Source organism: Nocardia sp. NPDC058058 (assembly GCF_042885355.1).
Lineage (GTDB): Bacteria > Actinomycetota > Actinomycetes > Mycobacteriales > Mycobacteriaceae > Nocardia.
In genome coordinates, this window is record NZ_JBHVSA010000005.1 from 137171 (window position 1) to 163493 (window position 26323).

Here is a 26323-nt window from a genome sequence, read left to right on the forward strand (position 1 = left end):
ATGGAACTTCGCCAGCTGCGCTACTTCGTCACCGTCGCGGAGGAAGCGAATTTCACCCGCGCGGCCGCCCGCCTGCACCTGGCGCAACCGGGGTTGAGCGCGCAGATCCGCCAGCTGGAACGCGAACTCGGCCAGCAGCTGCTGGATCGCTCCACCCGCTCGGTAACCCTCACCCCGGTCGGCGCGGCCGTCCTGGACCATGCCAAGGCGGCATTGGCTGCGGCACAACAGATTACGCACACCGTGGACGAGTTCACCGGCCTGCTGCGCGGGCATGTCCGGGTCGGCCTGATCTCCGGCGCGGCCAATGACGAGGTCGATATGGCCCGGGTACTGGCCGATTATCACCGCGATCATCCGCAGATCGCCATCTCGCTCACCGAGGACACCTCCGAGGCCATGTACGCGGCGCTGCGGCATTGCGAACTCGATATCGCCCTGCTGGGGTTGACCGGCGCGGAGGACGATCCAGCGGTCGCGCTGGAGACCGTTTTCGATACCGCCATCGTCGCGGCCGTCGCCGCCGACGCCACCGGTTTCGGCGACCGCATCACCCTGGCCGAGCTGTGCGAGCATCCGCTGATCTGTCTGCCGCGCGGCACCGGAATTCGAGGTGTCCTCGAGAAGGCGTGCGCGGCAGCCGGTGTGACACCGGATGTGGCCTTCGAAGGGGCCGCGCCGCCACTGCTGCTGCGCCTGGCCGGACACGGACTGGGCGTGGCGGTGGTGCCGCCATTGCGCCCGGCCGACGCGGCGGCGATCGGGGTGCGCATGGTCGATATCGACCCGGTCATCACCGGGCGGCTCGCCCTGGCCTGGAATCGGGAGCGGCCGTTGAGCCCGGCCGCGAAGGTGCTGCTCGGCCAGGTCCGCATCGCGATGGGCGGCTGGAAGGGCGGCGACACGATCTTCGTCGAACGCGAGGGCCGGGCATAGCCGCACACCGACGCATACTTCCCTAAACTTCCCTATTGAGATGTTTCATAGGGACGTTTACAGTAGTTCTCGTGACCGATCGCCTGTATTCCGTAGAAGACGTCGCCGAACGCCTGGGCCTGCATGTGCGCACCGTCCGCGGCTATGTGCGCGATGGCAAGCTCCCGGCCGTGCGCATCGGTAAGCAGTACCGCATCGCGCACGCGGATCTGGAGGCCTTCACCGGCCGCCCGGTACCGGAGGCGTTGCGCGAGAGCGTGTCCCGGCAGCGGCATGCCGAGGTCTCCAGCATCGTCGAGGCGGACGCGGTGGACCGGGCCACGGTGGACCGGGTGTCCGCCCTGCTCACCGGCGCGACCGGGAATCGGCAGGCCGGTGACGCGCCGATCCGGTTCCACACCATGTACGACGCCGAACGCGCCCGGCTCAAGATCATCATCGTGGGCAGTCTGAGCGAAACGGCTCAGCTGCTCGAATATCTGGACGGAGTACTCACGCCATGAGCACCGCGAACCGCTCCGGGAGCAGCACCGCGAATGACACCGTGCCTCCCATCTACAAATCCGCCGCCGGACAGGCGGCCATCCGGGAGCGCTACCGGGAAGTGTTGCGCGACTGGCCGGTTCCCGCCGAGCAGCGGACCATTGCGACGCGCGAGGGCGATACCTTCGTACTCGTCTCCGGACCGGAGACCGCGCCGCCGGTGCTGCTGCTGCACGGTTCCGGAGCCAATTCCGGCACCTGGCGCGGCGATATCCCCTCCTGGGCACAGCATTTCCGCGTGTACGCCGTCGATCTCGTAGGCGAACCGGGCGGCAGCGCACCGTCGCGGCCGAAGCTCGGCACCGAGGCCATCGCGCTCTGGTTCGACGATGTGCTTGCGGGGCTGGGGCTTTCGGAGACGGCCGTGGTCGGCATGTCACTGGGCGGCTGGCACGCACTGGATTACGCCATTCGCAGGCCGGAACGCATTACGGCACTGGCACTGCTGTGCCCGGGCGGGATCGGCAAGCAGCGCTACGGCTGGCTGCTCAAGGCCATCGTCCCGCGCCTGCTCGGCCGCCGGGATCTACGCGGTTCCGCACAGGCCACCACCGGACTGTACGGCGCGGAGTTGGAGCCCATCCTCGATGACATCGTGTTGACGTTCACCCATTTCAATCCGCGCACCGAACGGCTGCCGCGCTTCACCGACGAGCAGTTGCGCGGCCTGTCCATGCCGGTGTTGGCGATCGTCGGCGATCAGGACGCCATGCTCGACTCGGCCGAAACCGCCCGGCGCATCACCGCTTCGGTACCGGACGCGACCGTACTGATGCTGCCCGGCGTCGGCCACGCCATCCTCGGCCAGACCGAGCCGGTGCTGAATTTCCTTACCGCGCACGCGGATCGGAAGTAGACCGCCTGCAAGTCACACCGGGGGCCTCCGACCCAACCGGGGCTCCCGCAACCGAACGTCAGCCCCGCCCTCCGATGACCGAGGGCGGGGCTGACGACGGAATACGCTGTGCCGCTACAGAATGCGGGACAGGAATGCCTTGGTGCGATCGTGCTGCGGATTGGCGAGCACCTCGCGCGGGTCACCGGCTTCCACGACCACGCCGCCGTCCATGAAGACCAGCTGATCGGCGACCTCACGCGCGAAACCCATTTCGTGCGTCACCACGACCATGGTCATACCGTCGGCCGCCAATTCCCGCATGACACCGAGGACTTCGCCGACCAGTTCCGGATCCAGCGCGGAGGTGGGCTCGTCGAACAGCATCAGTTTGGGATCCATGGCGAGCGCCCGCGCGATGGCGACGCGCTGCTGCTGACCGCCCGAGAGCTGCGCCGGATACGAATCGGCCTTATCCGCCAAGCCGACCCGATCCAGCAGGGTGCGGGCGCGGGTCAACGCCTCGGCCTTCTTGATCTTCTTCACCTGGGTCGGGGCCTCGATCACATTCTCGAGCACGGTCCGATGCGGGAAGAGATTGAAGTGCTGGAACACCATGCCGATATCGCGGCGCTGGCGGGCGGCATCGCGCGGATGCAGCTCGTAGAGCTTGTCACCCTTCTCGCGATAGCCGACCAGTTCGCCGTCCACGTACAGCCGCCCGGCATTGACCTGTTCGAGGTGATTGATGCAGCGCAGGAACGTGGATTTGCCCGAGCCGGACGGCCCGATCAGGCAGAGCACCTCACCGCGCTTGACCTCGAGGGAGATGCCCTTGAGCACCTGGAGCGCACCGAAGTTCTTGCACACCTTGTCGGCACGCACCATCGGCGTCGCCGGATCGACCGAACTCACTGCACTCCCCCCGCCCGCTGCATCTGCGCCAGGGCCTTCAACTGCTTACCGGTCAGCTTGCGCGAGGATCCGCGCGAGTAGTACCGCTCCAGGTAGTACTGGCCGACCATGAGCACACTGGTGATTGCCAGGTACCAGGTGGCGGCCACCAGCAGCAGCGGAATCGGCTGGAAGTTCACGCCGTAGATATCGCGCGCCCGGCCGTACAGGTCGGTGGTGAGCGGGATGGCGGTGACCAGCGAGGTGGTCTTGAGCATGGAGATGAGCTCATTGCCGGTCGGCGGGATGATCACCCGCATGGCCTGCGGCAGCACGGTGCGGGTCATGGTCTGCGACCACGACATGCCCAGCGCCGTCGACGCCTCACGCTGGCCCTCGTCCACGGAATTGATTCCGGCGCGGACGATTTCGGCCATGTACGCGGCCTCGTTCAGACCCAGGCCGATCATGGCGAACAGGAATGGCGCGGACAGATGCTGCACATCGAAATTCGCGAACGACGGCCCGAACGGCACACCGAGGGTGATGGTCTTGTACAGCGACGGGAACAACCCCCAGAACACCAGCTGCACGTAGACGGGCGTACCGCGGAAGATCCACAGGTACACCCACGCCACCGAGCGCAATACCGGATTCGGCGAGAGCCGCATGACCGCCAGCAGCACCCCGAGCAGCACGCCGATGAACATGGCGAGCACGGTGAGCTCCAGGGTCACCATGGCTCCGGAGGCGATCTTGCTGTCCCGCAAGTACTTCCAATAGGTATCCCAGTGATACGCCGGATTGGTCTTGGCGCCCCAGAGGAACAGTGCCACCAGGATCAGTAGCACGGCCGCGGCGATCCACCGGCCCGGCCGACGCAGCGGAATCGCTTTGATCGGCGCGGGTTCGGTGGATTTCGCGAGCGTCGCAGCCGAGGCTGCGGAGTTGGTCTCGTCCTGCGACATGGTGGGTTATCTCAGCCCTGTGCTCCGTTGATGACCGATTTGCTGATCGCGCCGTCCTGCACGCCCCAGTTCTCGGCGATCTTCTTGTACTGGCCGTTGTCCATCAGGTACTGAACCGCTTCCTGCAGAACGGGTCCCAGCGCGGAGCCCTTCTTGATCGGCCAGCCGTACGGCGCGGAATCGAAGATGGCGCCCGCGGCCTCGATGGTGCCCTGGTTCTGCTTGATGGCGTACGCGGTCACCGGGGAATCGGCGGACATGGCGTCGACCTGACCGTTGACCAGTGCGGTGGCCGCGGCGCTCTGCTCGTCGTAGGCGACCTTGGTGATCTCCGGCTTACCGGCGGCGACGCAGGCCGCGCTCTTGGCGGGGATCTCGTCGGTGTCCTGAATGGTGGTGCGCTGCACCGCGACTCGCTTGCCGCAGGCATTGTTCGGATCGACCGTCTTGCCCTTGGGCTGGGCCCACAGGCTGCCCGCGCTGAAGTAGGTGACGAAGTCGGCGGTCTTCTCGCGTTCCTTGTTATCGGTGAACGAGGACATGCCGAGGTTGTAGGTACCGGCCTCGATACCCGGGATGATCTTCTCGAAGTCGGCTTCCTTGTAGTCGGCGTTCAGGCCGAGCACCTTGGCGACCGCGTCCATCAGGTCCACGTCGTAGCCGACGATCTTGCCCGAACCCGGATCCTTGTACTCGTTCGGCGAGTACGGGGTGTTCACGCCGACGATGAGCTTGCCCGAGCTCTTGATATCGGCGGGCACCTTGGCCGCGATGGTGTCGACCTTCGAGACGTCGACCTTGGCCACCGCGGGCGCGTCGGAATCCGAGTTGCTGGTACACGCGGTCAGCACCAGGGCGCCACCGGCGATAACGCAGGCGGCCCGCAGGGCACGCCCGCGGAGAGAGTTACGAACAGACACAGCAGTCCTCCACAGTTCGGTCACGCGACATCCGGACGTCGCCCGCCGTTTTGAAATGTAGGCGAGTCGTACATTCCATGCCGGTCGGTAACCGAACATTAATCGGCGACACGCCGGAGCGGGGCCGATACACGCCCGGTTACGGAAGCGCGCTCACCAGCGGTGCAGCCGTGCGCGCACCTGCTCGGTGAATTCGGTGGTAGATGCTAACCCACCCAAATCGGATGTGGCGATTCCGGCCCGCAACGTCTCGGCTACCCCATGTTCAATCCGCTCGGCCACCCGTCGCAGCGCACTGTGCGAATAGCGGGTCGCGATCCAGCGCAGCAGCAGTGCGGCGGAGAGCATGAGCGCCACCGGATTCGCGCGATTGTGCCCGGTGAGGGTAGGCGCGGCGCCGTGCACGGCCTGCGCCATCGCCTGCGTGTCAGAACAGTTCAGCGAGGGCGCGAGCCCGAGCGATCCGCTCAACTCCCCGGCGAGATCGGAAAGGATGTCGCCGAACAGGTTTTCGGTGACGATGACGTCGTAGTCCTGCGGCGCGCGCACCAGATGCGCGGCGGCGGCATCGACGTGCTCATCGTTCACCTCGATCTCGGGATAGTCCTCGGCGACCTCATAGCACACGTCCCGGAACAGACCCATGGTCACCGGCAGCACATTCGCCTTGTGCACGATGGTGACCTTCTTGCCCCGATTGCCCGCTCCATCGAAGGCAAGTCGCGCGACACGCTCGATGGCGGTACGCGTGAACACGCCGATGGCCATTGCCATATCGGCGGTCGGACGGAATTCCCCGGAGCCGGTGAACATATTGCGGTCGGCGTACAGCCCTTCGCTGTTCTCCCGCACGATGATCAGATCCATCTCGCCCGCCACCGCGCGCACGCCCTCGATGGTCCGCGACGGACGCACATTGCCGTACAGCCCGAAATGTTTGCGGACCGCGCCCGCGGGCGGCAGTCCGGTGCGATGCTCGGGCGCGTACGAGGCGCTGTCGTGCGGACCCATGATCCAGCCCCGCAAACCCTCCAGGGCCGTCAGCGTCGCGGCGGGCATCGGATCACCGAATTCCGCGATCGCGGCGTGGCCGATAGGCACCGACACCCACTCCACCGCGGGCAGCCCCACCACCTCGAAGGCATCGTCGACCACGGTCCTGGTCGCCCGGACGATCTCCGGGCCGATACCGTCGCCCTCCATCAGGCCCAGCCGGAGCCGAGTCACGCTGTCGCTCATGACAGTCATCCTCGCGCAATCGCGACGGCGGCCGGACGGCGGCACGCGGTTGGCCGCTACCGTAGTGGGTAAAGGGAAGAGAACCGCACGGCCCGGTGTTGGACCGGGAAACTCGACATGAGAGGACGCCATGGCCACCCAGACACTGACCGAGCAGAACTTCGATGACATCGTCACCAAGAGCGATGTTGTTCTCGTAGATTTCTGGGCTGCGTGGTGCGGTCCGTGCCGGTCGTTCGCCCCGACCTTCGAGGCTTCCTCGGACAAGCACCCCGATGTGGTGCACGGCAAGGTCGACACCGAAGCCGAGCAGGGCCTGGCCGCCGCCGCGAATATCCGGTCGATTCCGACCATCATGGCTTTCCGCGAGGGCGTGCTGGTGTTCGCACAGCCCGGCGCGCTGCCGCCCGCCGCGCTGGAGGATCTCATCGGGCAGGTCAAGGAGCTCGATATGGACGAGGTCCGCAAGCAGCTCGCCGAGCAGCAGGAAACCCAGCAGGAGACCAAGGCCTGATTCGCGAAAGCGGCCGGTACCACCGGTAATTCACGCATCGAATGCGCCGCACACCCGTAAAGGGTTGCGGCGCATTCGTTTTGCGTGCGTCAGTCCTGAAAGTGCCTGCGGCCGTACATCAACCGCAGGCGTCGCGCTCTCAGGCGAAGGTGTTGATTCCGGCGATCATGGCGCGGACGGTGGATTCCGCGCTGTCATCGGCCAGGGCCGCACCCCAGCCGCGACGGCCGTTGAACTCGCACTGCACGAAGGTGGCGATGCCGTGTTCGGTGCGGCGCTGGTGGAATGCCAGGATCTCGATCGGATAGCCCTCGTCGTACAGGGCCGAGGTGAGCGCCGCCACCGGGCTACCGGAGGTCGAGACGGTGCGCAGGTGATCGGCGAATTCCAAGGTCGCGGTGAAATCCGCGGCCTGGATATGAGTCCATTCGCCGAGCTTGATCGCACCGGTATCGCGGCAGTAGCGATCATGGAATTCGGCGGGGCTCAAACCGGCACTTTCGGCCCGCAGGCTCGCGGGGGCAGCGGTGATGAACGCGTGAGTATCAAGTGTGATTGTCATTGGACTAGGTCTTCCCGACTTCTTCCCAGAAATTGGCAGAGGTGACCAGCTCAAAAAAGTTTCAACGGCCGCAGCGAGGGGGCCGGTCCGGAATCAGACCCCGCTACGGCGAGGTACTACGAGTACGCGGTCAACAGCCACCGTCGCGGTGAGCGGAACAATCGCGGCGCGGTCGCGGATAGCGAGCGCTGCGTTGCGGCTGTTGGCGGTATTCGGCACGGCACCGAGCATAGGGGCAGACCCACGCATTGGCAACCATATTCGCATTCGACCCACGGGTAACTTTGTCGCAGGTCATCGGGTGTGTGGCGCGGGCCATACCGGCTAGCGCCGGGAAGCACAGCAACCAGTGTCTTGGAGCACAGCAACCATGCTCCCGGCCGTGGGCAACCACGGATGTCACAATGGGCAAACCTTGCCGAACGCGCGTTCCAACCCTTCGTGAACACACTCGGGAGAAGCACCGATGACCGATCCGAAAATCATGAGCACCATCAACCATCTATTCGGTTGTCACCGCACCTGTGTCCGGCAGACCGGCGAGTCGCTGGATTTGAGCGGCGATCACGCCGCGCGGGCGCATATCGCGCAGTTGATGGATTGCGCGGCCATCTGCCGCCTCACCGCCGACATTCTGGATCGGCGCTCGCCGTGGGCGCTGGAGCTGTGCGAACTCACCGCCAAGGTGTGCGCGGCGACCGCCGAGAGCTGTGAACAGCTGGACGAGAAGATCTGCGCGCGCACCTGCCGCGAAACCGCCGAGGTGCTAACAATTCTCGCGGCTCAGCTCGCGAACTGAGCCGCTCGGGCAAACTCCCGCCTCCGCGTTATCCGGCACCAGCCCCGTCATCCCGGCGCGTTTTTGGCCGGGATCCACACGATCGGCGCAGTACTGCTCGGTGTGGATCCCGGCCAAAAGCATGCCGGGATGACGGAGGTGGCCCGCCGGGATGGCAGACGAAGGCTCACCTGCCACGGCGTGCGACGACTCTGGTCGCCCTTCCTCTAATGCGCGGCGGAGTCCCAGCTGCGGCCGACGCCGACCGAGACCTCGAGCGGGACCGAGAGTTCGATGGCGTTCGACATGTGTTCGCGGGCAAGGGCTTCGAGTTGTTCGCGTTCGCCCGGGACGACCTCGAAGATGAGTTCGTCGTGGACCTGGAGCAGCATGCGGGATTTCAGCCCGGCATCGCGGATGGCGCGCTGGGTGTCGATCATCGCGACCTTGATGATGTCGGCCGCGGTGCCCTGGATCGGGGCGTTCAGCGCCATGCGCTCGGCCGCCTCGCGGCGCTGCCGGTTGGACGAATCCAGATCGGGCAGGTAGCGGCGGCGACCGAAGAGGGTTTCGGTGTAGCCGGTCTTGCGGGCCAATTCGACTGCCTCGCGCAGGTATTCGCGAATCGCGCCGAAGCGTTCGAAGTAGACGTCCATCTGCGCCTTTGCCTCTTCGGCGCTGATCTTCAACTGCTGGGACAGACCGTAGGCGGACAGACCGTACGCCAGGCCGTAGGACATGGCCTTGATGCGGCGGCGCATTTCGGCGTCGACCTCGGTGATCGGGATGTCGAATGCCTTGGAGGCCACGAAGTTGTGCAGATCCTCGCCGGAGTTGAAGGCCTCGATCAGGCCCTCGTCCTTGGAAAGGTGCGCCATGATGCGCATTTCGATCTGGCTGTAGTCCGCGGTCATGAGCGATTCGAAACCCGGTCCCACCACGAAGGTGTCGCGAATGCGGCGGCCCATATCGGTGCGGATCGGAATGTTCTGCAGGTTCGGCTCGGTCGAGGACAGGCGGCCGGTGGCGGCGACGGTCTGGTTGAACGTGGTGTGAATGCGGCCGTCATCGGCGATGGATTTGAGCAGGCCGTCGACCGTCACCTTCAGGCGGGTCGCGTCGCGGTGTTCGAGCAGATGTTGCAGGAACGGGTGCTGGGTCTTCTCGTAAAGCCCTTCCAGCGCATCGGCATCGGTGGTGTAACCGGTCTTGGTGCGCTTGGTCTTGGGCATATCGAGTTCGTCGAACAGCACCACCTGGAGCTGTTTGGGCGAGCCCAGATTGATCTGCTTGCCGATCACGCCGTACGCGTTGTTGGCGGCCTCGGCCACCCGGTCGGCGAATTCGCGTTGCAGCTCTTCCAATTGGGTGGAGTCGACGGCGATGCCGGCGGCTTCCAGATCGGCGAGCACGCTCAGCAGCGGCAGTTCCATATCGCCGAGCAGCGCGGTGGATTCGATGTTCTCGAGTTCGGTGTCGAAGGCGTCGGCGAGGTCGTACACCGCACGCGCGCGCAGCATTTCGGCCTTGGCGATTTCCTCGTCGGCCTGATCCTCGTCGTCGAGCAGGGACAGCTGGGTTTCCCCGGCGTCCTCGACGCGGAGTTCGCGGCTCAGGTAGCGCAGTGACAGGTCGTCCAGATTGAACGTGCGCTGGCCGGGGCGCACCAGGTAGGCGGCGAGCGCGGTATCGCTGCTGAGCCCGCCCAGCGTCCAGCCACGGCCGCGTAGCGCGTGCATGGCGGACTTGGCCTCGTGTACGGCCTTGAAGGTCTCCGGATCGGCGAGCCAGGCGCCCAGCGCCGCTTCGTCTTCCGGGGTGAGGATGTGCACGTCCAGGTACGCGCCCTCGCCATCGGCGGCGGCCAGCGCGATGGCCTTCACGTCCCCGTGTACCGGACTGCCCACGCCGACCACCGAAAGTCCGTGGCGGACACCGGCCTTCGCATGCTCGGCGAGCCAGTCCGGGACCGCGCCGGGAGTCAGTGCGGCGCCGCTGATCTCGAAGCCGGCCTCGGCCTCGGGCTCGACGGGCGCAAGGGTGTCGAACAGCCGATCGCGCAGCACCCGGAATTCCAGCTCGTCGAACAGGCGGTGGATCTTGTCCCGATCCCACGGCTGCATCGCCAGCTGATCCGGGGTGTACGGCAGCGGCACCTCACGGACCATCTCGGTCAGCTGCCGGTTGAGCAGCACGCTGGACAGGTTGGCGCGCAAGGCATCTCCGACCTTGCCCTTGACCGTGTCGACCTTGTCCACGAGTTCGGTGAGATTGCCGTATTCGCGAATCCACTTGGTGGCGGTCTTCTCCCCCACGCCGGGAATGCCGGGCAGATTGTCACTCGGGTCGCCGCGCAGCGCCGCGAAATCCGGATACTGCGCCGGGGTGAGCCCGTACTTCTCCTCCACCGCCGCCGGGGTGAACCGGGTCAGCTCGGAGACGCCCTTCTTCGGGTACAGCACGGTGACGTTGTCGTTGACCAATTGCAGCGAATCGCGGTCGCCGGTGACGACGAGCACCCGGAACCCCTGCGGCACCGCCTGCGTCACCAGGGTGGCGATCACATCGTCGGCCTCGTACCCGTCGATGGCCATCACCGGAATGCCCAGCGCTCCCAGCACTTCCTGGGTGGTCTCCACCTGCCCCCGGAACTCGTCCGGCGTGGCCGAGCGATTCGCCTTGTACTCCGGATACGCCTCGGTACGGAAGGTCTTGCGGCTCACATCGAACGCCGCCGCCACATGCGTGGGCTTCTCGTCCCGCAGCAGGTTGATCAGCATGGCGGTGAACCCGTACACCGCATTGGTGGTCTGCCCGCTCGCCGTCTTGAAATTCTCCGCTGGCAGGGCGAAGAAGGCGCGATACGCCAGCGAATGCCCATCCAGCAGCAGCAACGTGGGCTGCTCGGTGGACGCGGCAGGTGCGGACACGGCGCTCGGCCGTTGATCGGTAGAGGCAGGGGTCACGGCACAGAGTCTAGGGACGTGCACCGACACGTGCGGGAACCGGGCGCGATCGCCGCGTCACGGCCGCCGAATCGCCGCCGCCGGGGCCGAATCTCCGCAGGCAGCGGCGCTGCCACAAATCGATTTCCGGGACGGGCACCCCGGCTGATAATCTTGCCGCGCACGACAAAGGGGCGTAGCTCAATTGGCAGAGCAGCGGTCTCCAAAACCGCAGGTTGCAGGTTCAAGTCCTGTCGCCCCTGCAAGAATCGGGCCGGTCATTCACGTGATGACCGGCCCGAATGCTTTCTCGGACAGGGTGTTACGGCACGCTCGCCGGGATATGGCCTAGTGCGGGACGCGGGCGGCGGGAATCGGCAGGCCCGCGATACCTGCGGTGCCGGACAGCAGCGCGCCCGCCGTGGTGACGACCATCGTCGTATCGGCGAACGCCACCGAGGAGACGAAGGCGTCCGGGACGTCGATGATCTCGTCGAGGGTGCCGTCGGGATGGAAGCGGGCTATACCGCCGCCGCTGCCCAGGGCCACCCAGACGCCGCCTTCGACGTCCACCGCCAAACCGTCGCATTCACCGCGCGGTGCGGTCGCGAAGATGTCGGAACCGCCGTCGCGCACCGCCCGGACGCGACCGGCGGCGTACTCGGAGATATAGATGGTGCGACCGTCCGGTGAGTGGCCGATTCCATTGGGCCACAACAGATCCGACTCGACCACGGATATCGCGCCGGAGGCGTCGAGCCGCAGCACCTCGCTGGGTGTCGCGGGCTCGCCGCGCGACGGACGATGCCGCAGGACGCCGACCAGGAGCGCGCCGTCGCGGTCGACGGTGACATCGTTGTATCCGGTCGACCCGGGGACGGACAACACCGGCACCGGATCGGACTTCCCGTCGTACGCGATGACATCGCGTCCGGTCACCAGCAGGCCGCCGTCGGCATGGTGTGCCAGCCCGCCGATTCCGCGACGGGCGGGCAGCACCGTGCCGACCGCGCCGTCGCGGAATTCGAAAACGCCCCCGGCGCCGACATTGACGAACAGGATCGAGCCGTCCGACGCCGGGCGCGGCGCTTCGAGCAGACCGTCCATCTCATGTATCACCCGCAACATAGGGCGTTCCTACCGCATCGAGTGCCGGTGCGGTAGTCAGCCCACGCCGAGATACGCGGACTTCACCGCCGGATCGTGCAGCAGTTCCCGGCCGGTGCCCATCTTGGTGACCTCACCGGTCTCCAGGATGTACGCGCGGTCGCTGCGGGTCAGGGCCTGCTGGGCGTTCTGCTCGACCAGCAGCACCGTGGTGCCCTGCGCGTTGATATCGGCGATGATGCGGAAGATCTGCTGAATCACCATGGGGGCCAAGCCCATCGACGGTTCATCGAGCAGCAGCAGTTTGGGGCGGGCCATGAGCGAGCGGGCGATCGCGACCATCTGCTGTTCACCGCCGGACAGGGTGCCGCCGGTCTGCTTCTGCCGTTCCTTGACGCGCGGGAACAGCGTGAAGATCCATTCCAGGGTCTGGTTGTAGTCGGCCTTGTTCTTGAATGGGCGTGAGTAGCAACCCATATCGAGATTTTCCTGGACCGTCATACCCGGGAACACCCCGCGCCCCTCGGGCGCTTGAATCAGCCCCAGACCGACGCGATCGTGCGCCTTGACCCGGGTGATGTCCTTGCCCTCGAACAGGATTCGGCCGCCCGAGAGCGGCAGCAGACCGGACAGCGCGCGCATGGTGGTGGTCTTGCCCGCACCGTTCGCGCCCAGCAGGGTCACCAGCTCACCCTGTGCGACGGTGAGCGAAATACCGTGCAGCGCTTGGATTCTGCCGTAGTTGACGACCATATCGTCGACCTGGAGCAGCGCCTCGGGTTGGGACGGATTCGGCGGTGCCGGGTTCGGCGCGGTCATCCGAGGTCACCCACTTCCTCATCGGGCACGCCGAGGTAGGCGGCAATCACCTTGGGGTCCTCACGAATCTGCGTCGGCAATCCGTCGGCGATCTTCCGGCCGAATTCCAGCACCACGATGCGATCGGTCACACCCATGACCAGGCGCATATCGTGCTCGATCAGCAGCACGGTGAAACCGTCGTCGCGGATCTTGCGGATCAGGTCCATGAGCGCGGCTTTCTCGCTCGGATTGAAGCCCGCGGCGGGCTCATCCAGGCACAGCAGCTTCGGCTCGGTCGCCAGCGCGCGGGCGATCTCCAGGCGGCGCTGATCACCGTAGGAGAGGTTGCGCGCCTTCTCCACCGCGCGCGGGGCGATGCCGACGAATTCCAGCAGCGCCATTCCGCGTTCGACCGCGTCCTTCTCCTCGCGGCGATGGCGGGCGGTGCGGAACACCGCGCCCGGCACCGAGGTGTGGTGCCGCGCATCGGTTCCCACCACCACGTTCTCCAACGCCGTCATCTCCGCGAACAAGCGAATGTTCTGGAAGGTGCGGGCGATGCCGAGCCGGGTGATCTCATTGCGTTTGGATTTGGTGAGCGGTCGGCCGTCGAAACTCACCGTGCCCGAGGTGGGCCGGTACACGCCGGTGATGGCGTTGAAGCACGTCGTCTTGCCCGCGCCATTGGGCCCGATCATGCCCAGGATCTCACCGCGCCGAATGTCGAAGGTGACATTGTCCAATGCGGTGAGGCCGCCGAATTTGACGGTCAGGCCCTCGGCGCGCAGCAGCGGCGCGCCCACCTCGGTCTCGATATCGCGGTGCGGCGCAACCACATCCGCGACCACTTCGGGATCCTTGTAGACCGGCAGCACCTCGGTGACATCGAGGGTGCCCGCACTCGGTTCGGCCTCGGCGGAGGTGTATCCGGCGGCCATATCGTCATTGTCGAATAGCGCGCCGCCACCCGGCCCGGTCATCGCACCCCTCCAGTTGTCTCCCCGGGGGTGCGGTGCACCGCGCGATATACCGTGCGCCCGTAGGCGAGCAGTTTCTGCCGCACCGGGAACAGGCCCTGCGGGCGGAAGATCATGACGACCACCAGTGCGACACCGTAGAAGAGATATTTGTACTCGCCGAGCGATTGCCCGCCGACATTCACCGACATGAAACGGTTCGGCAGATACACGATCAGGAACGCGCCGACGATGACACCCAGTTTATTGCCCTGACCGCCGATCACCACCGCGCACAGGAACAGCATCGAATTGATGATGTTGAATCCGGTCGGATTGATGAACTGCACCTGACCCGCGTACAGCGCACCGGACATACCGCCGATGCCCGCGCCGATCATGAACGCCCACAGTTTGAATTTGAAGGTGGGCACGCCCATCATCTCGGCGACATCCTCGTCCTCGCGAATGGCGACGAACGCGCGGCCGACGCGGCTGCGCTCCAGATTGCCGACGATGAGCAGAATGATGATCACGAACGCCATGCCCATCCAGAACCACCAGGCTCCGGAATTGGCGCGGTCCAACAGGTTTCCGCTGTTCTTGTCGCCGAGATTGCCGGACGAGAAATGCCCGCCGGGATTGGCTTCGGTACCGCCGACATGCGGATAGGCGATACGGGAGAGCCCGAGGCTGCCATTGGTGATATCGCCCAGATTCTCGGCGAGCAGGCGCACGATCTCACCGAAACCGAGCGTCACGATGGCGAGGTAATCGCCGCGCAGGCGCAGCGTCGGGGTGCCCAGGATCAGACCCGAGACCGCGGTGACCGCGATCGCCAGCGGAACACAGATGACCCACGCCCAACCGGGTTTCAACCAGCCATCGGTTTGATTCCACGGACTGTTCGGACTGGTGAGCAGGCCGACCGTGTACGCGCCGACCGCGTAGAAGCCGACATAGCCGAGATCGAGCAGACCCGCTTGGCCGACAACGACATTCAGGCCGACCGCGATCAGCGCCGTCATGGCGAACTGCGCCATGACACCGGAGAAACTGGTGCCCGGGGTGTCGATGATCGGCGGCGGGAAAAGCGGGAGCAGGGCCAGCAGAATGATCGCCGGCACGCCTACGCCCCACTGTGCGGGCCGGGAAAGTCCGGCCCACCAGGTGCGCAATTGATCGCCCACACCGCGTTTCACCGGACCCTCGGCGACCGGCGGCTGAATTCCGCGCTGCTCGGGGCTGGGACTTTTCGCCATATTCGTCATACCCGCGCCCTCCCCAGACTCTCACCGAGAATGCCGGTGGGGCGGAACATGAGTACGGCCACCAGCACCACGAACGCGACGACATCGCGCCACTGATTGCCGAACAGAATCTGGCCGTAATTCTCCGCGAGGCCGAGCAGCAGACCGCCCAGCAGCGCGCCGCGCAGATTGCCGATACCGCCGAGCACCGCGGCGCTGAATGCCTTGATGCCCAGGATGAATCCACCCGAGGAGATGATGCCGCCGGGAATCTTCAACGTGTACAGCAGTGCCGCCGCACCCGCCAGCAGACCGCCCAGCAGGAACGTCAGGGTGATGATCCGCTCCCGCGAAACGCCCATCAGCGTCGCGGTATCGGGATCCTGCGCGACCGCGCGAATACCGCGGCCGAATTTCGTTCTGTTGATGAGGATTTCGGTGACGGCCGCGAGCACCACCGCGGAAATGATGATCACGAGAGTCACATTGCTGACCGCCGCGCCGAAAATCGTGAACTGGGTGGAATCGCGCACCAGCGTGATCGGCTGCTGCGCGGTACTGCCACCGAGCGGAGTCGACATACCCTGGGTGAGTTTGGGCAGTACGTATTGCACGGACTGCTCGATCACGAAGGACATGCCGATCGCGGTGATCAGGAAGATCAGTGGTTTCGCCCCGCGTTTACGCAGCGGGCGATAGGCGACCCGTTCCAGGCCGACCGCCGCGCCACCGGACACCAACATGCCGAACAGCATGGCCGCGGACAGATATACGACGGTGAGAACGACGCCTTCGTGATAGACGTTTCCGCTGGGCGCGAATCCGAGCAGCATGAGCCCGACGTATTGGCCGAACATGCCCAGCATGAAAATTGAGGAGTGCGCGAAATTGATCAGCCGGAGTACACCGTAAACCAGGGTGTAACCGACTGCGACCAGCGCGTAGATCGAGCCATACGCCAAGCCGTCCACCGTGAGCCGCCAGAATTGGTCGACCACGCCGGAGACGTTGAATTCGATGGACCCGTTGGCTAGCAGAGCCGCATCGGCCAGGACGGATAAAGACATTCAATACTCTCGCCGTAGAGGAAGCGGCGCGTGCCGAACGGGTTTGTGACCCGCCGTATTACCGGCACGCGCCGCTCCAGAGTCGGTGACTACTTGACTTCGTACATCCAGATCAGGGCGTTCGACAGCTCGCCCGTATCGCCCCACTTGTACTCACGGGCCAGGCCCTGGCCCTGGTAGGTCTTGACGTACGAGACCAGATCGGCGCGGTTGGTCTTACCGGCGGCGATGCCCTTGAGCACGATCGTGGTCAGGTCGTAGCCCTCGGTCGAGTAGGTGCCGGCGTCGAAACCGTTGAACGCCTTGTAATCCGTGGCGAACTTATCGGGCGCGGGACCACACGGGCAGGACAGCAGCGAGCCCTTGGACGCGTCACCCGCCTGCTTGGTGAATTCGACGTCCTTGGTGCCGTCATCGGAGATGAAGGTCGCGGTCACGCCGCCGGTGCGCAGCGCGCGCACGAACGGGGACGCCTCGGCGTAGTAGCCCGCATAGAAAATGGCATCCGGCTTGGCGGATGCCATCTTGGAGACCGCGGCGGAGAAGTCCTTGTCACCGGCCTTCACCTGGGTGGCACAGCTGGAATCGGCGATCGAGCCGAGACCCTCGGTGAGCGTCTTGGCAAGGCCCGTACCGTAATCCGAGTTGTCCTGGACGACGCAGATCTTCTTGTACTTGCCGGTGCCGGCGAGGTACTTGGCGACCGCCGGACCCTGTACGCCGTCATTACCGAGGCCGCGGAAGAAGGTCTTCCAGCCGTTGGTGGTGAGGCTGACATTGGTGGCGGACGGGGTCAGCGACAGCAGACCCGCATCGCTGACGACCTGGCCGGTCGCCTTGGTCTCACCCGAGAAGGTCGGGCCGATCATGGCGACGATGGACGAATCGTTGATGATCGTCGGAATGACCTGGGTGGCCTTCTGCGGGTCACCTTCGGTGTCGAATTCCTTGACCGCCACCTGGCAGTTCGGATTCGCCTTGTTGTGCTGGTCCAGCGCGAGCTTCACACCGCGCACGATGTTCAGGCCGAGATTGGCGTTCGGGCCGGTCAGCGGTCCGGACATGGCAATCGTCTGCGGCGCGCACTTGTCGTTGCCGTCGCTGGCGGGATTGGCCGCGGCCGTGTTGTCGGCGCTGGCTACTTCCTTACCGTCCTTGTCGATCTGGACAAGTGGCGCAATGGTCAGGCTGCTGTTGTTGTCTCCACTGGTACCGGCATTATCAGTGGACTTGCTGCCGCAACCGGCAGCGCTGAGCGCGAGTACTGCCGCAGCTCCGATGACCACCGCGCGCGCCATGCGGCTGCGCGGTTTCGTCACTGAACCAAGCACGATTCACCTCTATGTTCTGTGCTCCCCCGGCTCGCCGAGGAGGGCCGCCCCATCGATCGGCCCGGACAGAACATATCCCCGCCAGGTTAGGTCCGCATCACATTCGGATCATTCATGTGACATCGCAACAAACGAAAGAGCCCCTCGTGTTACCGGTGGGTTAATTGCGCTGGCGCATTTCCGGCAACAGAGGGGCAATGTTCGGGCAATCGCTGCCTACTTGGGCGCGAGATTCTCCAGTACGACCTCCGCGACCGCCTTCATCGTGGTGCGACGGTCCATTGCGGTGCGCTGAATCCACTTGAATGCCTGCGGTTCCGAGAGGCCCTGGGTCTGCATGAGCACACCTTTGGCACGCTCGACGAGCTTGCGGGTCTCCAAACGGTCCGACAGATTCGCGACTTCGCTTTCCAGCGCGGCGATCTCGTGGAAGCGGCTGGCGGCCAATTCGATGGCGGGCACCAGATCGGACTTCGTGAACGGCTTCACCAGATAGGCCATCGCGCCCGCGTCGCGCGCCCGCTCGACCAGATCGCGCTGACTGAACGCGGTCAGAATGACCACCGGCGCAAGACGTTTCGAGGCGATCTCGGCGGCAGCGTCTATTCCGTCGCGGCGCGGCATCTTCACATCCATGATCACCAGATCCGGACGCAGCTCCTCGGCGAGCTCCACGGCCTGCTGACCGTCCCCCGCCTCACCCACCACGTGATAACCCTCTTCCGAGAGCATCTCCACCAGGTCCATCCGGATGAGCGCCTCGTCTTCGGCAACCACCACCCGCTTGGGGGCCGATGCCGCGGCATCCTTCTTCGAACCGCCCCCTGCTGTCGTTCCCATAGATGAACCCCTGTCGCTCCGATATACCAACACCCGACGTACATCGGTCCGAAGCCACCCTCGACGGATCGGCACGTACCCGAGTACCCAAAGAGTACCGTCCGTCCCCCGCCACAACCCACGTACCCAGCGCAAACCGACCAGTATCACAACCGTGTCATTCTCACCCCCACCCTCCCGAGCCCCGGTTAGGTCATCCACCCCACCACCCGCTATAGTTCCAACGCGGTGCGCCGAGTTGGCGGAATAGGCAGACGCGACGGTCTCAAAAACCGTTGTCCGAAAGGACGTGTGGGTTCGATTCCCACACTCGGCACCAAAATGGAGGGCTGTTCCGAACACTCGGAACAGCCCTCCACTCATTCGCCCCATAGGGCATGTGCACAGTGGGTCAGGAGAGTTCAGGCTGCGGCGGCGGAGGCAGCAACACGTCCCTTACCGGTCGTCCGCCACCGGTGAGGCTCCCCCGAACGCCGAGGTCCTTCCTCGCCGCATCATGGAACACATTGATCGCCTGGAAGACAGCTCGAAAGTCTACCAACCAGTCCTCGTAAGACCCGGCGACCTCGCCCCGCGCCCGCCAAATCAGGCCCTCGGCAGTGGCGTTCAGGTCGTGAGCGGTCTCCACGACATCCTCACCACCGAGCAGCATGACGCGTTCGAACGCTCGACTTCTCACCTTCACAGCTTCCGTCAGTGCCGCAAGCAACTCTTGCTCTGGTAGCGCCCCGGTGCGCTGCCCTTCCCTTCGATATCCCTCGTACAGCACCAATGCCGCCGAAACGCTCGCGCGGACCTTATCGACATAGTTCTCGTAGGCATCGAGCTTCTTCACATCCCACCGGGTGGAAAGCTCGTACTGATTGCGTTGCCGCGTAAGCAGATAGGTGGCGAAATACGTTGCCGTCGCACCCAGCAACACCGCGCCGATAGTGACCAACTGACTGACCATGCGCTCCCCCGGAAGCCGAACCTGACGCCAGCCTATGCGCCGAACCTCTTGTGATGCAGTTTCTTTCAGTCCAAGGATGAATGGGCATCGCCTAGATACGCTGCCGCGGTTCGCTTGCGCGGACACGGCGGCTCACATGAAGCATGGATCTTCAAGATGCCACGGGCACGCTCGGGATTGATCGCGTACACGTAGCCCCTCTCACAGTCGTCGCAAACCCAGTTCGTCACGCGGACCCGCGCTCCGCCGACCGAGAAGTCGGCCGCATCCCACCGCTCACCCGATTGAGGAGTGCGCTCACCTTCCATCACTCAACCCCCTTGCGCCTGTTGCGATTTAAGAACAGCCAGCAGATAGAACCAGCTCTATTGGACCAGTATCATCCCATTGAGTCAATAGAGCTGGCTTTATATGGCCGGACGCGTAGATTACATGGTTACGGCTACCCTTAACAGCGGCTACCTCAGGACAATGACGAGAGGGCTCCCCGATGAGCACGACCGGATACCGCGAACTGGCGGCGCGCCTACGGGACTCCATTCAGCGGGGCGAGTACGGCCCCGGCGCGAACCTGCCGAAGCAGCAGGAGTTGGCGGAACAGTTCGGCGTCAACATCAAGACTGTTCGCCAAGCAGTTGGGCTACTCGAAGCAGAGGGCCTGGTCACCGCGATCAGGCGCCGAGGGACTGTGGTTCGCGAACGGCCACCGATGAAACGCCTTGGTGTCGAACGTTATTCGAAGCAGAAGTGGAAGTACGGAGACACGGTTGCGTTCATCGCCGACCGCGAGGCATCCGGTCGGCCGTGGAATCGCACCGACCAGACGCAGACCGTAGCGCTCGTCGAGGCGGACGCGGAGGTCGCCGAGGCGTTCGGCCTCGAACCAGGCGCGCACGTATTCGAACGCGCCCGGACGGTCCGCGACTCCGGTCAACCGACACACACGCTCACAAGCTATTACGTTCCCGAGCACGTGGAAGGCACGCCGCTCGTGGATCCGACGCCCGGCCCGGCCGGTCCCGGCGGCGGGTTCGCTGTACTCACGCTGCAGGGCTACGAACCCGACCACATATCCGAAACCGTCTGCGGGCGTATGCCAACCCCTGAAGAGTCCAAGGTTCTCGAACTCCCCGCTGGTGAGCCGGTGATGATTCTGAAGCGGCGAACCTATACCGCCAACGACGTTCTTATCGAGTTCGCCAGAGGTGTCCACGCCGCCTCCCGATTCGCATGGACCTACGACTTCAAGCTTCCCGAGTAAGGAGAGCCGTGCCTACAACGACCATCGCGGATGATCTCCGTGGCGATGTCGAAACCCTTTGGGACTACAGCCAAATGCATCACGAGCCGAAGCCGGTGGATCTCGGGATCGGTCTCGGAAGCCATGATCCAGATGTGCCGGTCTACACGACGGAGTTGTACCACCGTGGACTCTTTCCGACGATTGTGTTCACCGGAGCCAACGCACCCGGCACGGTCGAGGCGTTTCCACGAGGCGAGGCTGTCCACTTCCGCGATCGCGCTCTCGAACTCGGCGTGCCGGACAGCGCGATCCTCGTCGAACCCGAGGCGACCAACACCGGCGAGAACATCGATTTCACACGTGCACTCATCGAAGAGCACACGGCCCTGGGACCAATCCGCACCGTCCTGCTGATCTCCCGCCCCTACCAGCAGCGCCGGAGCTATGCGATATGCCGAAAGCGTTGGCCCGGAGTCGAAGTGACGTGTGCCGCGCGCCCACTCCCCCTCGATGAGTACGTCGCTCGAATCGGCGACGCCAATCGGGTGATCAACATGCTGGTTGGCGACACCCAGCGCCTCTGGGTCTACCCGGCCAATGGCTGGGCAATCGAGCAACCGATACCCACCGCCGTACGAAAAGCCTTCGCCTGCTTGGTAGCCGCTGGATTCAGCGCGCGGCTACTGCCCGAGTGAGATGACTTTGTCGATATCGCGCATCCGAACGGGCATTGTCAGGAGGCTTCCTTACGCGCCCGCTTGGTGTTGAACCGGACAGCCCAACGGCGCACTTCGGCCTCATGCTTCGCGTGGACCTCCACGATCAACTGCTCACCCACCGTATTCTCCACAAGTACGAACAGGCGGCGATCTTCGACGGTCTTCTTCGCACCGAGGCCCGCCGCGATCGCGCCGACCGGGCCGAAGAGCAATCCACCGGCGGCAATTCGTGTCACGGTCGCACGCTTGACCAGCGCACCGGAGGATTCGACGGAAGCTCGCGCGCCAGCTGCCGAGATCGGCTCCTGTCCCGGAGCACTCACCATGCCTCGTGAAATCCTGATACCGGGATCGGCTTCCCGCTGCGTCTGAAGCGCTTTGGCCTCTGCCGAACGTTGCCCGTGAGCCTTGTACTCCGGTGATGTACCGAACAGGACGATTCCGGGAAAGAAGATCAAGAGCGCCGGAACACCGAAGGCAGGCCCACCCCAGATCGCGCAAATGCCCAGCAGAATTGCGATCAGTAACAAGACCGTTCCGACGTTCCCCGCAACCGACGTCTCGGTACTCGCATCCTTGCCAGCCATACCCGCCCCACACACTTCGATCATTGTGACGACACCACTGAAGATGCCGGACACTGTTTGCCTGTGAACGAGTCTTCTTCAGACAGACAACTTTTGGCAAATCACCTGAAGCGCCGTGAGCCGAGTGGGCGGCATGACGCTGCCCAAGTAGTCACCGGATTCGACCGCCGACCGCTCCCCGAATGAGTGACATGCGGAGCAGCTCGGTGGACAGGTGGGCACGTATTGGACAGAACAGGGCAGGGCCGGTGACAACCGGCCCTGCCGTACCGCTCCGTTTGGGTCAGTACTGGCCGCAGGTGTCGACGACCTGGGAGAGCTTGTTGCCGAATTCGGCGTTGGTGTCGGCGCTCACGCCCATTTGCTGCTGCTGGGCGATGAGGTTCTGGAATGCGGTGCGGCGCTGGTCGACCGGCTGGTCGTAGGCGTTCTTGATGGCGGACTTCTGAGCGGGGGCGGCGTCGAGCTGGGCCGCGGTCTCCGGGGAGACCTTGTGCAGGGCGGAGTCGATCTGGGCGAAGGAGCAGCTCGAGGTCAGGAGCGGCTCGATATCGCTCATCGGGTCGGCGGCGGCGGGACCCGCCAGCGCGATCGCGGCGAAACCGGTGGTCGCGATCGCGACCGCAAACCGCGCACTGATCAACCTCATGTAGGACCGGCCTTTCGAAGTAGCTGGATCGACATGGACAAACCGACCCCTCGGGATGGGGTCGGCCACAAGGGGTATCGGAGCCGATCGGGCCGTGGCTTGGTCGGCTCGGGAAGTTTCGGCGCGATACCGAAAATCGGTCCCATATGGGCGATTTGGGCGGACTCCGGCGAATTTGTCGGAGGGCGCGGGCATGATCGGACGCCGTGGGGAGTGAAAGAACCGATATGGCAACGCCTTCGAAGCACGCGGTGGATGTCGAGGATGTGTGGCGGGTGTCCGCCGCATGGCTGGCCGGCGCGGAACCGTTTCGCGGGATCAACGCACCACCGCCGCGGGAGATCGACCCGGGGGCGACGGAGGCATTGTTCGAGATACTCGATATTCGCAGCGGGCTCATCGCGGACGTGCTCGAGGCGACCCGGGCGGCGGGTCTGGATGAGCTCGCCGACGCGGCGCACGAGTACGTGCGGGATCCCGGGGGCGAGGTATCTCCGATCGGGGCCGCGGCCATCTGGGTGATCGCGCACTATGAGTATCGGTTCTGCTGCGGATCGACCTCCGAGCACTGGCAGCATGCCGAGATCGATCTGACTCCGGTATTCATCGACAGCTGGATCAGCGAACACGGTCTGGCGTTCGCGGCCGCCGCAGCTGTTCATCGGTCCGGGATGACGGCTCGTCAGGTATACCCCGATACGGGCCAGCGGACCATGGCCCTCGAACCCCTGGACCCGGCAGCGGGCGGCGTCGGCGGACGTGGGGATGTGGCGGAACAACTGCGCGCGATAGTGGCGGCCGCGCCCGAGGCCGACCATCGCGAAGTGGTGCAGCGGCTCGCACTGCTGCGGTCCGAACCCGGGACGGATTGGGCCAGACTCACGACCTCCTATCTGCTTCCGGAACAACAGGATTGGGTCGAGGTCGATCTCGCGCTACCTGGACTCGGAAACTCCCCGGCGGCAGCGCGATTGCTCAGCTCACTCACCACCGCAACCCAGTACAACCGGTTCGCGGCAACCGCGATGTATCTCTACACCCGCGATGAACACCTGTTCAATATGCTGACGCAGATCGGACCGCGGACCACGCCCGTAATCGTGCGCAGGCTCGCCGAGGCGGTCCGCGGGGCCAACCCGCGGCTCATACGAACCATGTCGGCCATTCTGGCCGAACTACCCACCGACGAAGCCTTTCAGGGACTGGTCGATCACGCTTCTCACGATGAGGTCGACAAGGCGTTGGCGCAGGCCATGATTCGATATCCACGGCGGGCAATCCGAGTGCTGTCCCGCAGCGCCGCCCGCACCGGGGCACCCGCGGTCGTGCATCGGCTCAGACTGCATGCGCATATCCATCCCGAACTGGTGGGCGAACCCGGGCATTTCGATCCCGACGCACTGCCACTGCTGGGACGGGCAGGGAACCGGGTCGACGCGCAGGCGGCCGACCTGCCGATGATCCTGACCGCGCCACCGTGGGCCAAGCCGCGGAAGAAGACCGTTCCACCCGGTCCGGTATCCGCGAAGGTTCCGGCCGTGCCGGCATGGATTGTTCCCACGCTGCTGCCACAACTCGCCCTGCGCGATGCCGAGACCGCACTTCCGGAATTCGCTGTCGCACACCTGATCCGAATACTGGCGGCGTCCGGAACCACCGGTAATCACGTCGGGCTGATCGAAGCCACCGAACCAATCGACCGGAAGTCACTGACGGAGTTCGTCTGGGCCCTGTTCGAAACCTGGCATTTCGAGCACTATCCCGCCAAGAGCGGCTGGGTGCTGCACGCACTGGGACAGTTCGGCGATGACGAGACCATCAATCGATTGGCCCCCTACGTGAAAGCGTGGATCTACCGCACCGCATCGGCACGCGCGACCGCCGGATTGAACGTGATCGCCACGATCGGTGGCGCGACGGCCGTGCAGGAGTTGCGCACGATCGCACGCGAAACGCGTTACAGCGCACTGGGTCGGCGGGCCGGGGCGATTGCAGAGACGGCTGCGGCAGCACTGTAGCTCAGGATTACCTCGCGCTTCGCCGCGATCGGAATCCCGCCAGGCTACGGGGCGGACGATGGACTGTCGGTGCGCACGATCTCACGCGAAGATACTGCGCCGGAAGGCTTTTCGCCGAGCAACAGGCACGTGATAACCCGGTAGACCAGAACCGCGGGAATCACGGTCAGCAGCGCTACCCGCAGGACTACCTCCAGCGCGGCAATTGCCAAGTAGGGCAAGCTCATACCCGCGGGGGAACCGAAGCCGTGAGTTGCCGAGAGCGCGACCAGGATCGGGCGCAGGACCAGGTACGCGAGCACCAGGATGGGCAGGCGAAGAAGTCGCCACGCCGGACGCAGACGCGGAGGGATGCGGAAATTCATCAGAGTGGCTCCCAAGCCGGTGGTACGAAGTTCATCGGGCGTGTCCCAGCCGCGGGCGCGGAGGCTCATCAGGCCAGTTCGCTCGGCGGGGGGACGGAGGCTCATTGGGCCAGCTCCGGGCCGGAGGTGAGGAAGGCGAGGAGGAGGGCGTTGCCGGTGGCGCCGGCGGTGGTGAAGCGGAGGCGGGAGTCGGTGCGGAGGGGGAAGCCTAGGAGGTCGGCGGTGCGGAAGACTCGGGTGAAGACCGCGCGATTCTCGAAGGCGTGGGCGGGGGCGAGGGCGAAACTGGTGGCAGAGACCGAGATTCCGAGGATTACCGGGCCGCTGTCTATATCGCCGGCTCCGCTGTAGCCGCTGCCGTATTCGTGAATTGCGCTGAAGCCGAAGAGTTTTCGTTCCTGGCGGAACATTCTGTCGGCGAGCTCCTTCGCCAGGGAGCGGTCGGCGAAGCCCGCGAAGTAGGCGGCCAGGCCGGTGCCGGAGGAGCGTGGGGCGTCGTGGGATTTGGCGTCGACGCCCATGCGTTGCACGACCAGGCCTGTGGCACGGTCGATTTGGACGGCGCGGACCTGTTGCGCCCAATGCGCCAGGACCGCCGAGTGGTCGACGCCGGTCGCGCGGCCGTGCACCGCGATGGCGGCCGCGACCGCCGCGATATCGGTGGGGTACGCCTCGCCGGGGAGCGTGTCCAGGAGGGCGGTCGGTGAGGCGAGCAGGCGGCGCTCATAGGAGGCGACCAGTGCGTCCTGCTTCGCCGCGAGATCGGCGGGGAACGCCGGATCGACCAGGCGCGCCATGCCGAGCGCCAAGGCCGGATAGGACAGGTACGCATGACCATTCGAGCCGTCGAGCACGGACATGCCGTCCTCACCGTGCCAGGCGGCGGTGAAGGTGGAACGCATTTCCGGGAGCAACGTCTTCGCGGCGGCACGGGTCGCGATGGGGGCGTAGCGATCTCGCCATTCGGGATGTGCGAGGCAGATCTGCGCCAACCCCTGCGCGGTCATCTGATGGGTGAGCAGACCCCACATATCGGTGAGTTCGCCGCCCTTACCGGTGGCGCGGAGTTGATCGTCCGCGGCTTCGAACGCCACCATTTCCTCGGCGAGTCCGCGCACCCGTCCCGCGTCGCCCCGAAACCAGGCATCGGCTTCACGCCCGCACCACCAGTTCGGCACCGCCACCGCGACCAGTGCCGCGACCACGAGCCCGAGCACCAGCACGATCGGCCGCCGAAACCTGTTCCGCGCGGTCGACCGATCGGGCTCGCGCGACGCTATCGCAGATCGCCGAAACCGGCCCTG

General features: G+C 65.0%; 26 protein-coding genes and 2 tRNA genes. 10 read left to right on the top strand and 18 right to left on the bottom strand.

Annotation, left to right across the window (positions count from 1 at the left end; translation table 11 throughout):
- From ACFVUS_RS39075 to ACFVUS_RS39085, 3 genes are all read left to right on the top strand, one after another.
- The gene (locus ACFVUS_RS39075) at positions 1–936 is read left to right on the top strand and encodes a LysR family transcriptional regulator (protein ID WP_387778937.1); all 936 of its coding nucleotides are present in this window, start codon (positions 1–3) and stop codon (positions 934–936) included.
- A gap of 71 nt (positions 937–1007) precedes the next feature.
- On the top strand, positions 1008–1439 hold the full coding sequence (locus ACFVUS_RS39080; RefSeq protein WP_387778940.1) for a helix-turn-helix domain-containing protein: 432 nt from the start codon (positions 1008–1010) through the stop codon (positions 1437–1439).
- The gene (locus ACFVUS_RS39085; RefSeq protein ID WP_387778942.1) at positions 1436–2335 is read left to right on the top strand and encodes an alpha/beta fold hydrolase; all 900 of its coding nucleotides are present in this window, start codon (positions 1436–1438) and stop codon (positions 2333–2335) included. The genes ACFVUS_RS39080 and ACFVUS_RS39085 overlap by 4 nt, the downstream gene beginning before the upstream one ends.
- Before the next feature lie 114 nt (positions 2336–2449).
- Here ACFVUS_RS39085 and ACFVUS_RS39090 read toward each other — a convergent pair whose 3' ends face one another.
- The 4 genes from ACFVUS_RS39090 to ACFVUS_RS39105 all read right to left on the bottom strand — a co-directional run bounded on the left by ACFVUS_RS39090 (position 2450) and on the right by ACFVUS_RS39105 (position 6335).
- Positions 2450–3202 carry an amino acid ABC transporter ATP-binding protein gene (locus ACFVUS_RS39090; RefSeq protein WP_376065541.1) on the bottom strand — a complete coding sequence of 251 codons (753 nt, stop codon included), beginning with the start codon at positions 3200–3202 and terminating at the stop codon, positions 2450–2452.
- A 23-nt stretch (positions 3203–3225) separates the two neighbouring features.
- A complete protein-coding gene (locus tag ACFVUS_RS39095) occupies positions 3226–4176 on the bottom strand; it encodes an amino acid ABC transporter permease (RefSeq protein WP_387778945.1) in 951 nt (316 codons plus the stop codon).
- An 11-nt stretch (positions 4177–4187) separates the two neighbouring features.
- Complete coding sequence (locus ACFVUS_RS39100) at positions 4188–5096, bottom strand: ABC transporter substrate-binding protein (RefSeq protein WP_387778948.1); 909 nt, start codon at positions 5094–5096, stop codon at positions 4188–4190.
- A gap of 153 nt (positions 5097–5249) precedes the next feature.
- Positions 5250–6335, bottom strand: coding sequence for an isocitrate/isopropylmalate dehydrogenase family protein (locus ACFVUS_RS39105; protein WP_387778951.1), 1086 nt, complete (start codon positions 6333–6335; stop codon positions 5250–5252).
- A 130-nt stretch (positions 6336–6465) separates the two neighbouring features.
- On the opposite strand from ACFVUS_RS39105, the gene trxA reads away from it, so the two are divergent.
- Complete coding sequence (gene trxA, locus ACFVUS_RS39110) at positions 6466–6849, top strand: thioredoxin (protein ID WP_375967962.1); 384 nt, start codon at positions 6466–6468, stop codon at positions 6847–6849.
- Between the two features lie 139 nt (positions 6850–6988).
- On the opposite strand, the gene ACFVUS_RS39115 is transcribed toward trxA, so the two are convergent.
- The gene (locus tag ACFVUS_RS39115; RefSeq protein ID WP_387778954.1) at positions 6989–7411 is read right to left on the bottom strand and encodes a 2-keto-3-deoxygluconate kinase; all 423 of its coding nucleotides are present in this window, start codon (positions 7409–7411) and stop codon (positions 6989–6991) included.
- A gap of 466 nt (positions 7412–7877) precedes the next feature.
- Between ACFVUS_RS39115 and ACFVUS_RS39120 the strand changes: the two genes are divergently transcribed.
- Entirely contained in the window at positions 7878–8210 is a 333-nt protein-coding gene (locus ACFVUS_RS39120) for a four-helix bundle copper-binding protein (RefSeq protein WP_387778957.1), read from the top strand.
- A 206-nt stretch (positions 8211–8416) separates the two neighbouring features.
- Here ACFVUS_RS39120 and polA read toward each other — a convergent pair whose 3' ends face one another.
- The gene (polA, locus tag ACFVUS_RS39125; protein ID WP_387778960.1) at positions 8417–11155 is read right to left on the bottom strand and encodes a DNA polymerase I; all 2739 of its coding nucleotides are present in this window, start codon (positions 11153–11155) and stop codon (positions 8417–8419) included.
- A 169-nt stretch (positions 11156–11324) separates the two neighbouring features.
- Here polA and ACFVUS_RS39130 point away from each other — a divergent pair.
- Positions 11325–11397, top strand: a tRNA-Trp gene (locus ACFVUS_RS39130).
- 85 nt (positions 11398–11482) lie between these two features.
- On the opposite strand, the gene ACFVUS_RS39135 is transcribed toward ACFVUS_RS39130, so the two are convergent.
- The 7 genes from ACFVUS_RS39135 to ACFVUS_RS39165 form a co-directional block, all read right to left on the bottom strand.
- Positions 11483–12262, bottom strand: coding sequence for an SMP-30/gluconolactonase/LRE family protein (locus ACFVUS_RS39135; RefSeq protein WP_387778963.1), 780 nt, complete (start codon positions 12260–12262; stop codon positions 11483–11485).
- A gap of 36 nt (positions 12263–12298) precedes the next feature.
- Positions 12299–13060, bottom strand: coding sequence for an ABC transporter ATP-binding protein (locus ACFVUS_RS39140; protein ID WP_387778965.1), 762 nt, complete (start codon positions 13058–13060; stop codon positions 12299–12301).
- Complete coding sequence (locus ACFVUS_RS39145) at positions 13057–14022, bottom strand: ABC transporter ATP-binding protein (RefSeq protein WP_387778968.1); 966 nt, start codon at positions 14020–14022, stop codon at positions 13057–13059. Before ACFVUS_RS39145 ends, ACFVUS_RS39140 begins: the two co-directional genes overlap by 4 nt.
- On the bottom strand, positions 14019–15260 hold the full coding sequence (locus ACFVUS_RS39150; RefSeq protein ID WP_387779904.1) for a branched-chain amino acid ABC transporter permease: 1242 nt from the start codon (positions 15258–15260) through the stop codon (positions 14019–14021). The genes ACFVUS_RS39145 and ACFVUS_RS39150 overlap by 4 nt, the downstream gene beginning before the upstream one ends.
- Before the next feature lie 5 nt (positions 15261–15265).
- A complete protein-coding gene (locus ACFVUS_RS39155) occupies positions 15266–16315 on the bottom strand; it encodes a branched-chain amino acid ABC transporter permease (RefSeq protein WP_387778971.1) in 1050 nt (349 codons plus the stop codon).
- A gap of 89 nt (positions 16316–16404) precedes the next feature.
- Complete coding sequence (locus tag ACFVUS_RS39160) at positions 16405–17613, bottom strand: branched-chain amino acid ABC transporter substrate-binding protein (protein ID WP_387779907.1); 1209 nt, start codon at positions 17611–17613, stop codon at positions 16405–16407.
- A gap of 249 nt (positions 17614–17862) precedes the next feature.
- Entirely contained in the window at positions 17863–18486 is a 624-nt protein-coding gene (locus ACFVUS_RS39165; protein ID WP_364643277.1) for an ANTAR domain-containing response regulator, read from the bottom strand.
- 232 nt (positions 18487–18718) lie between these two features.
- Here ACFVUS_RS39165 and ACFVUS_RS39170 point away from each other — a divergent pair.
- Positions 18719–18805 (top strand) — tRNA-Leu (locus ACFVUS_RS39170).
- A 72-nt stretch (positions 18806–18877) separates the two neighbouring features.
- On the opposite strand, the gene ACFVUS_RS39175 is transcribed toward ACFVUS_RS39170, so the two are convergent.
- Positions 18878–19438: a hypothetical protein gene (locus tag ACFVUS_RS39175; RefSeq protein WP_387778974.1), complete on the bottom strand. Its 561-nt coding sequence runs from the start codon at positions 19436–19438 to the stop codon at positions 18878–18880.
- Between the two features lie 490 nt (positions 19439–19928).
- Between ACFVUS_RS39175 and ACFVUS_RS39180 the strand changes: the two genes are divergently transcribed.
- A complete protein-coding gene (locus ACFVUS_RS39180; RefSeq protein ID WP_387778977.1) occupies positions 19929–20699 on the top strand; it encodes a GntR family transcriptional regulator in 771 nt (256 codons plus the stop codon).
- A gap of 74 nt (positions 20700–20773) precedes the next feature.
- Positions 20774–21376 (top strand): YdcF family protein, encoded by a 603-nt coding sequence (locus tag ACFVUS_RS39185; RefSeq protein ID WP_387778980.1) that lies wholly within the window; start codon positions 20774–20776, stop codon positions 21374–21376.
- A gap of 38 nt (positions 21377–21414) precedes the next feature.
- On the opposite strand, the gene ACFVUS_RS39190 is transcribed toward ACFVUS_RS39185, so the two are convergent.
- Together ACFVUS_RS39190 and ACFVUS_RS39195 are read right to left on the bottom strand one after the other, a co-directional pair.
- Positions 21415–22041: a hypothetical protein gene (locus ACFVUS_RS39190; protein WP_387778983.1), complete on the bottom strand. Its 627-nt coding sequence runs from the start codon at positions 22039–22041 to the stop codon at positions 21415–21417.
- 229 nt (positions 22042–22270) lie between these two features.
- Positions 22271–22636 carry a hemophore-related protein gene (locus ACFVUS_RS39195; protein WP_387778986.1) on the bottom strand — a complete coding sequence of 122 codons (366 nt, stop codon included), beginning with the start codon at positions 22634–22636 and terminating at the stop codon, positions 22271–22273.
- A 227-nt stretch (positions 22637–22863) separates the two neighbouring features.
- Here ACFVUS_RS39195 and ACFVUS_RS39200 point away from each other — a divergent pair, with 227 nt between their 5' ends.
- Positions 22864–24654, top strand: a complete 1791-nt coding sequence (locus tag ACFVUS_RS39200) for a hypothetical protein (protein WP_387778989.1) — start codon at positions 22864–22866, stop codon at positions 24652–24654.
- Between the two features lie 44 nt (positions 24655–24698).
- Here ACFVUS_RS39200 and ACFVUS_RS39205 read toward each other — a convergent pair whose 3' ends face one another.
- Both ACFVUS_RS39205 and ACFVUS_RS39210 read right to left on the bottom strand, forming a co-directional pair.
- The gene (locus ACFVUS_RS39205; protein ID WP_387778992.1) at positions 24699–25019 is read right to left on the bottom strand and encodes a hypothetical protein; all 321 of its coding nucleotides are present in this window, start codon (positions 25017–25019) and stop codon (positions 24699–24701) included.
- Between the two features lie 101 nt (positions 25020–25120).
- The gene (locus ACFVUS_RS39210; protein ID WP_387778995.1) at positions 25121–26242 is read right to left on the bottom strand and encodes a hypothetical protein; all 1122 of its coding nucleotides are present in this window, start codon (positions 26240–26242) and stop codon (positions 25121–25123) included.
- Positions 26243–26323: the final 81 nt, after the last annotated feature.

Bases quoted from the DNA above. Each gene is read 5' to 3' on its own strand.
- ACFVUS_RS39195 (WP_387778986.1), bottom strand. From the start codon at position 22,636: ATGAGGTTGATCAGTGCGCGGTTTGCGGTCGCGATCGCGACCACCGGT.
- ACFVUS_RS39095 (WP_387778945.1), bottom strand. From the start codon at position 4,176: ATGTCGCAGGACGAGACCAACTCCGCAGCCTCGGCTGCGACGCTCGCG.
- ACFVUS_RS39155 (WP_387778971.1), bottom strand. From the start codon at position 16,315: ATGTCTTTATCCGTCCTGGCCGATGCGGCTCTGCTAGCCAACGGGTCC.
- ACFVUS_RS39115 (WP_387778954.1), bottom strand. From the start codon at position 7,411: ATGACAATCACACTTGATACTCACGCGTTCATCACCGCTGCCCCCGCG.
- ACFVUS_RS39205 (WP_387778992.1), bottom strand. From the start codon at position 25,019: ATGAATTTCCGCATCCCTCCGCGTCTGCGTCCGGCGTGGCGACTTCTT.
- ACFVUS_RS39085 (WP_387778942.1), top strand. From the start codon at position 1,436: ATGAGCACCGCGAACCGCTCCGGGAGCAGCACCGCGAATGACACCGTG.
- ACFVUS_RS39105 (WP_387778951.1), bottom strand. From the start codon at position 6,335: ATGAGCGACAGCGTGACTCGGCTCCGGCTGGGCCTGATGGAGGGCGAC.
- ACFVUS_RS39185 (WP_387778980.1), top strand. From the start codon at position 20,774: ATGCATCACGAGCCGAAGCCGGTGGATCTCGGGATCGGTCTCGGAAGC.
- ACFVUS_RS39165 (WP_364643277.1), bottom strand. From the start codon at position 18,486: ATGGGAACGACAGCAGGGGGCGGTTCGAAGAAGGATGCCGCGGCATCG.
- ACFVUS_RS39160 (WP_387779907.1), bottom strand. From the start codon at position 17,613: ATGGCGCGCGCGGTGGTCATCGGAGCTGCGGCAGTACTCGCGCTCAGC.
- ACFVUS_RS39145 (WP_387778968.1), bottom strand. From the start codon at position 14,022: ATGACCGGGCCGGGTGGCGGCGCGCTATTCGACAATGACGATATGGCC.
- ACFVUS_RS39120 (WP_387778957.1), top strand. From the start codon at position 7,878: ATGACCGATCCGAAAATCATGAGCACCATCAACCATCTATTCGGTTGT.
- ACFVUS_RS39150 (WP_387779904.1), bottom strand. From the start codon at position 15,260: ATGGCGAAAAGTCCCAGCCCCGAGCAGCGCGGAATTCAGCCGCCGGTC.
- trxA (WP_375967962.1), top strand. From the start codon at position 6,466: ATGGCCACCCAGACACTGACCGAGCAGAACTTCGATGACATCGTCACC.
- ACFVUS_RS39090 (WP_376065541.1), bottom strand. From the start codon at position 3,202: ATGGTGCGTGCCGACAAGGTGTGCAAGAACTTCGGTGCGCTCCAGGTG.
- ACFVUS_RS39200 (WP_387778989.1), top strand. From the start codon at position 22,864: ATGGCAACGCCTTCGAAGCACGCGGTGGATGTCGAGGATGTGTGGCGG.
- ACFVUS_RS39075 (WP_387778937.1), top strand. From the start codon at position 1: ATGGAACTTCGCCAGCTGCGCTACTTCGTCACCGTCGCGGAGGAAGCG.
- ACFVUS_RS39140 (WP_387778965.1), bottom strand. From the start codon at position 13,060: ATGACCGCGCCGAACCCGGCACCGCCGAATCCGTCCCAACCCGAGGCG.
- ACFVUS_RS39175 (WP_387778974.1), bottom strand. From the start codon at position 19,438: ATGGTCAGTCAGTTGGTCACTATCGGCGCGGTGTTGCTGGGTGCGACG.
- ACFVUS_RS39135 (WP_387778963.1), bottom strand. From the start codon at position 12,262: ATGTTGCGGGTGATACATGAGATGGACGGTCTGCTCGAAGCGCCGCGC.
- ACFVUS_RS39180 (WP_387778977.1), top strand. From the start codon at position 19,929: ATGAGCACGACCGGATACCGCGAACTGGCGGCGCGCCTACGGGACTCC.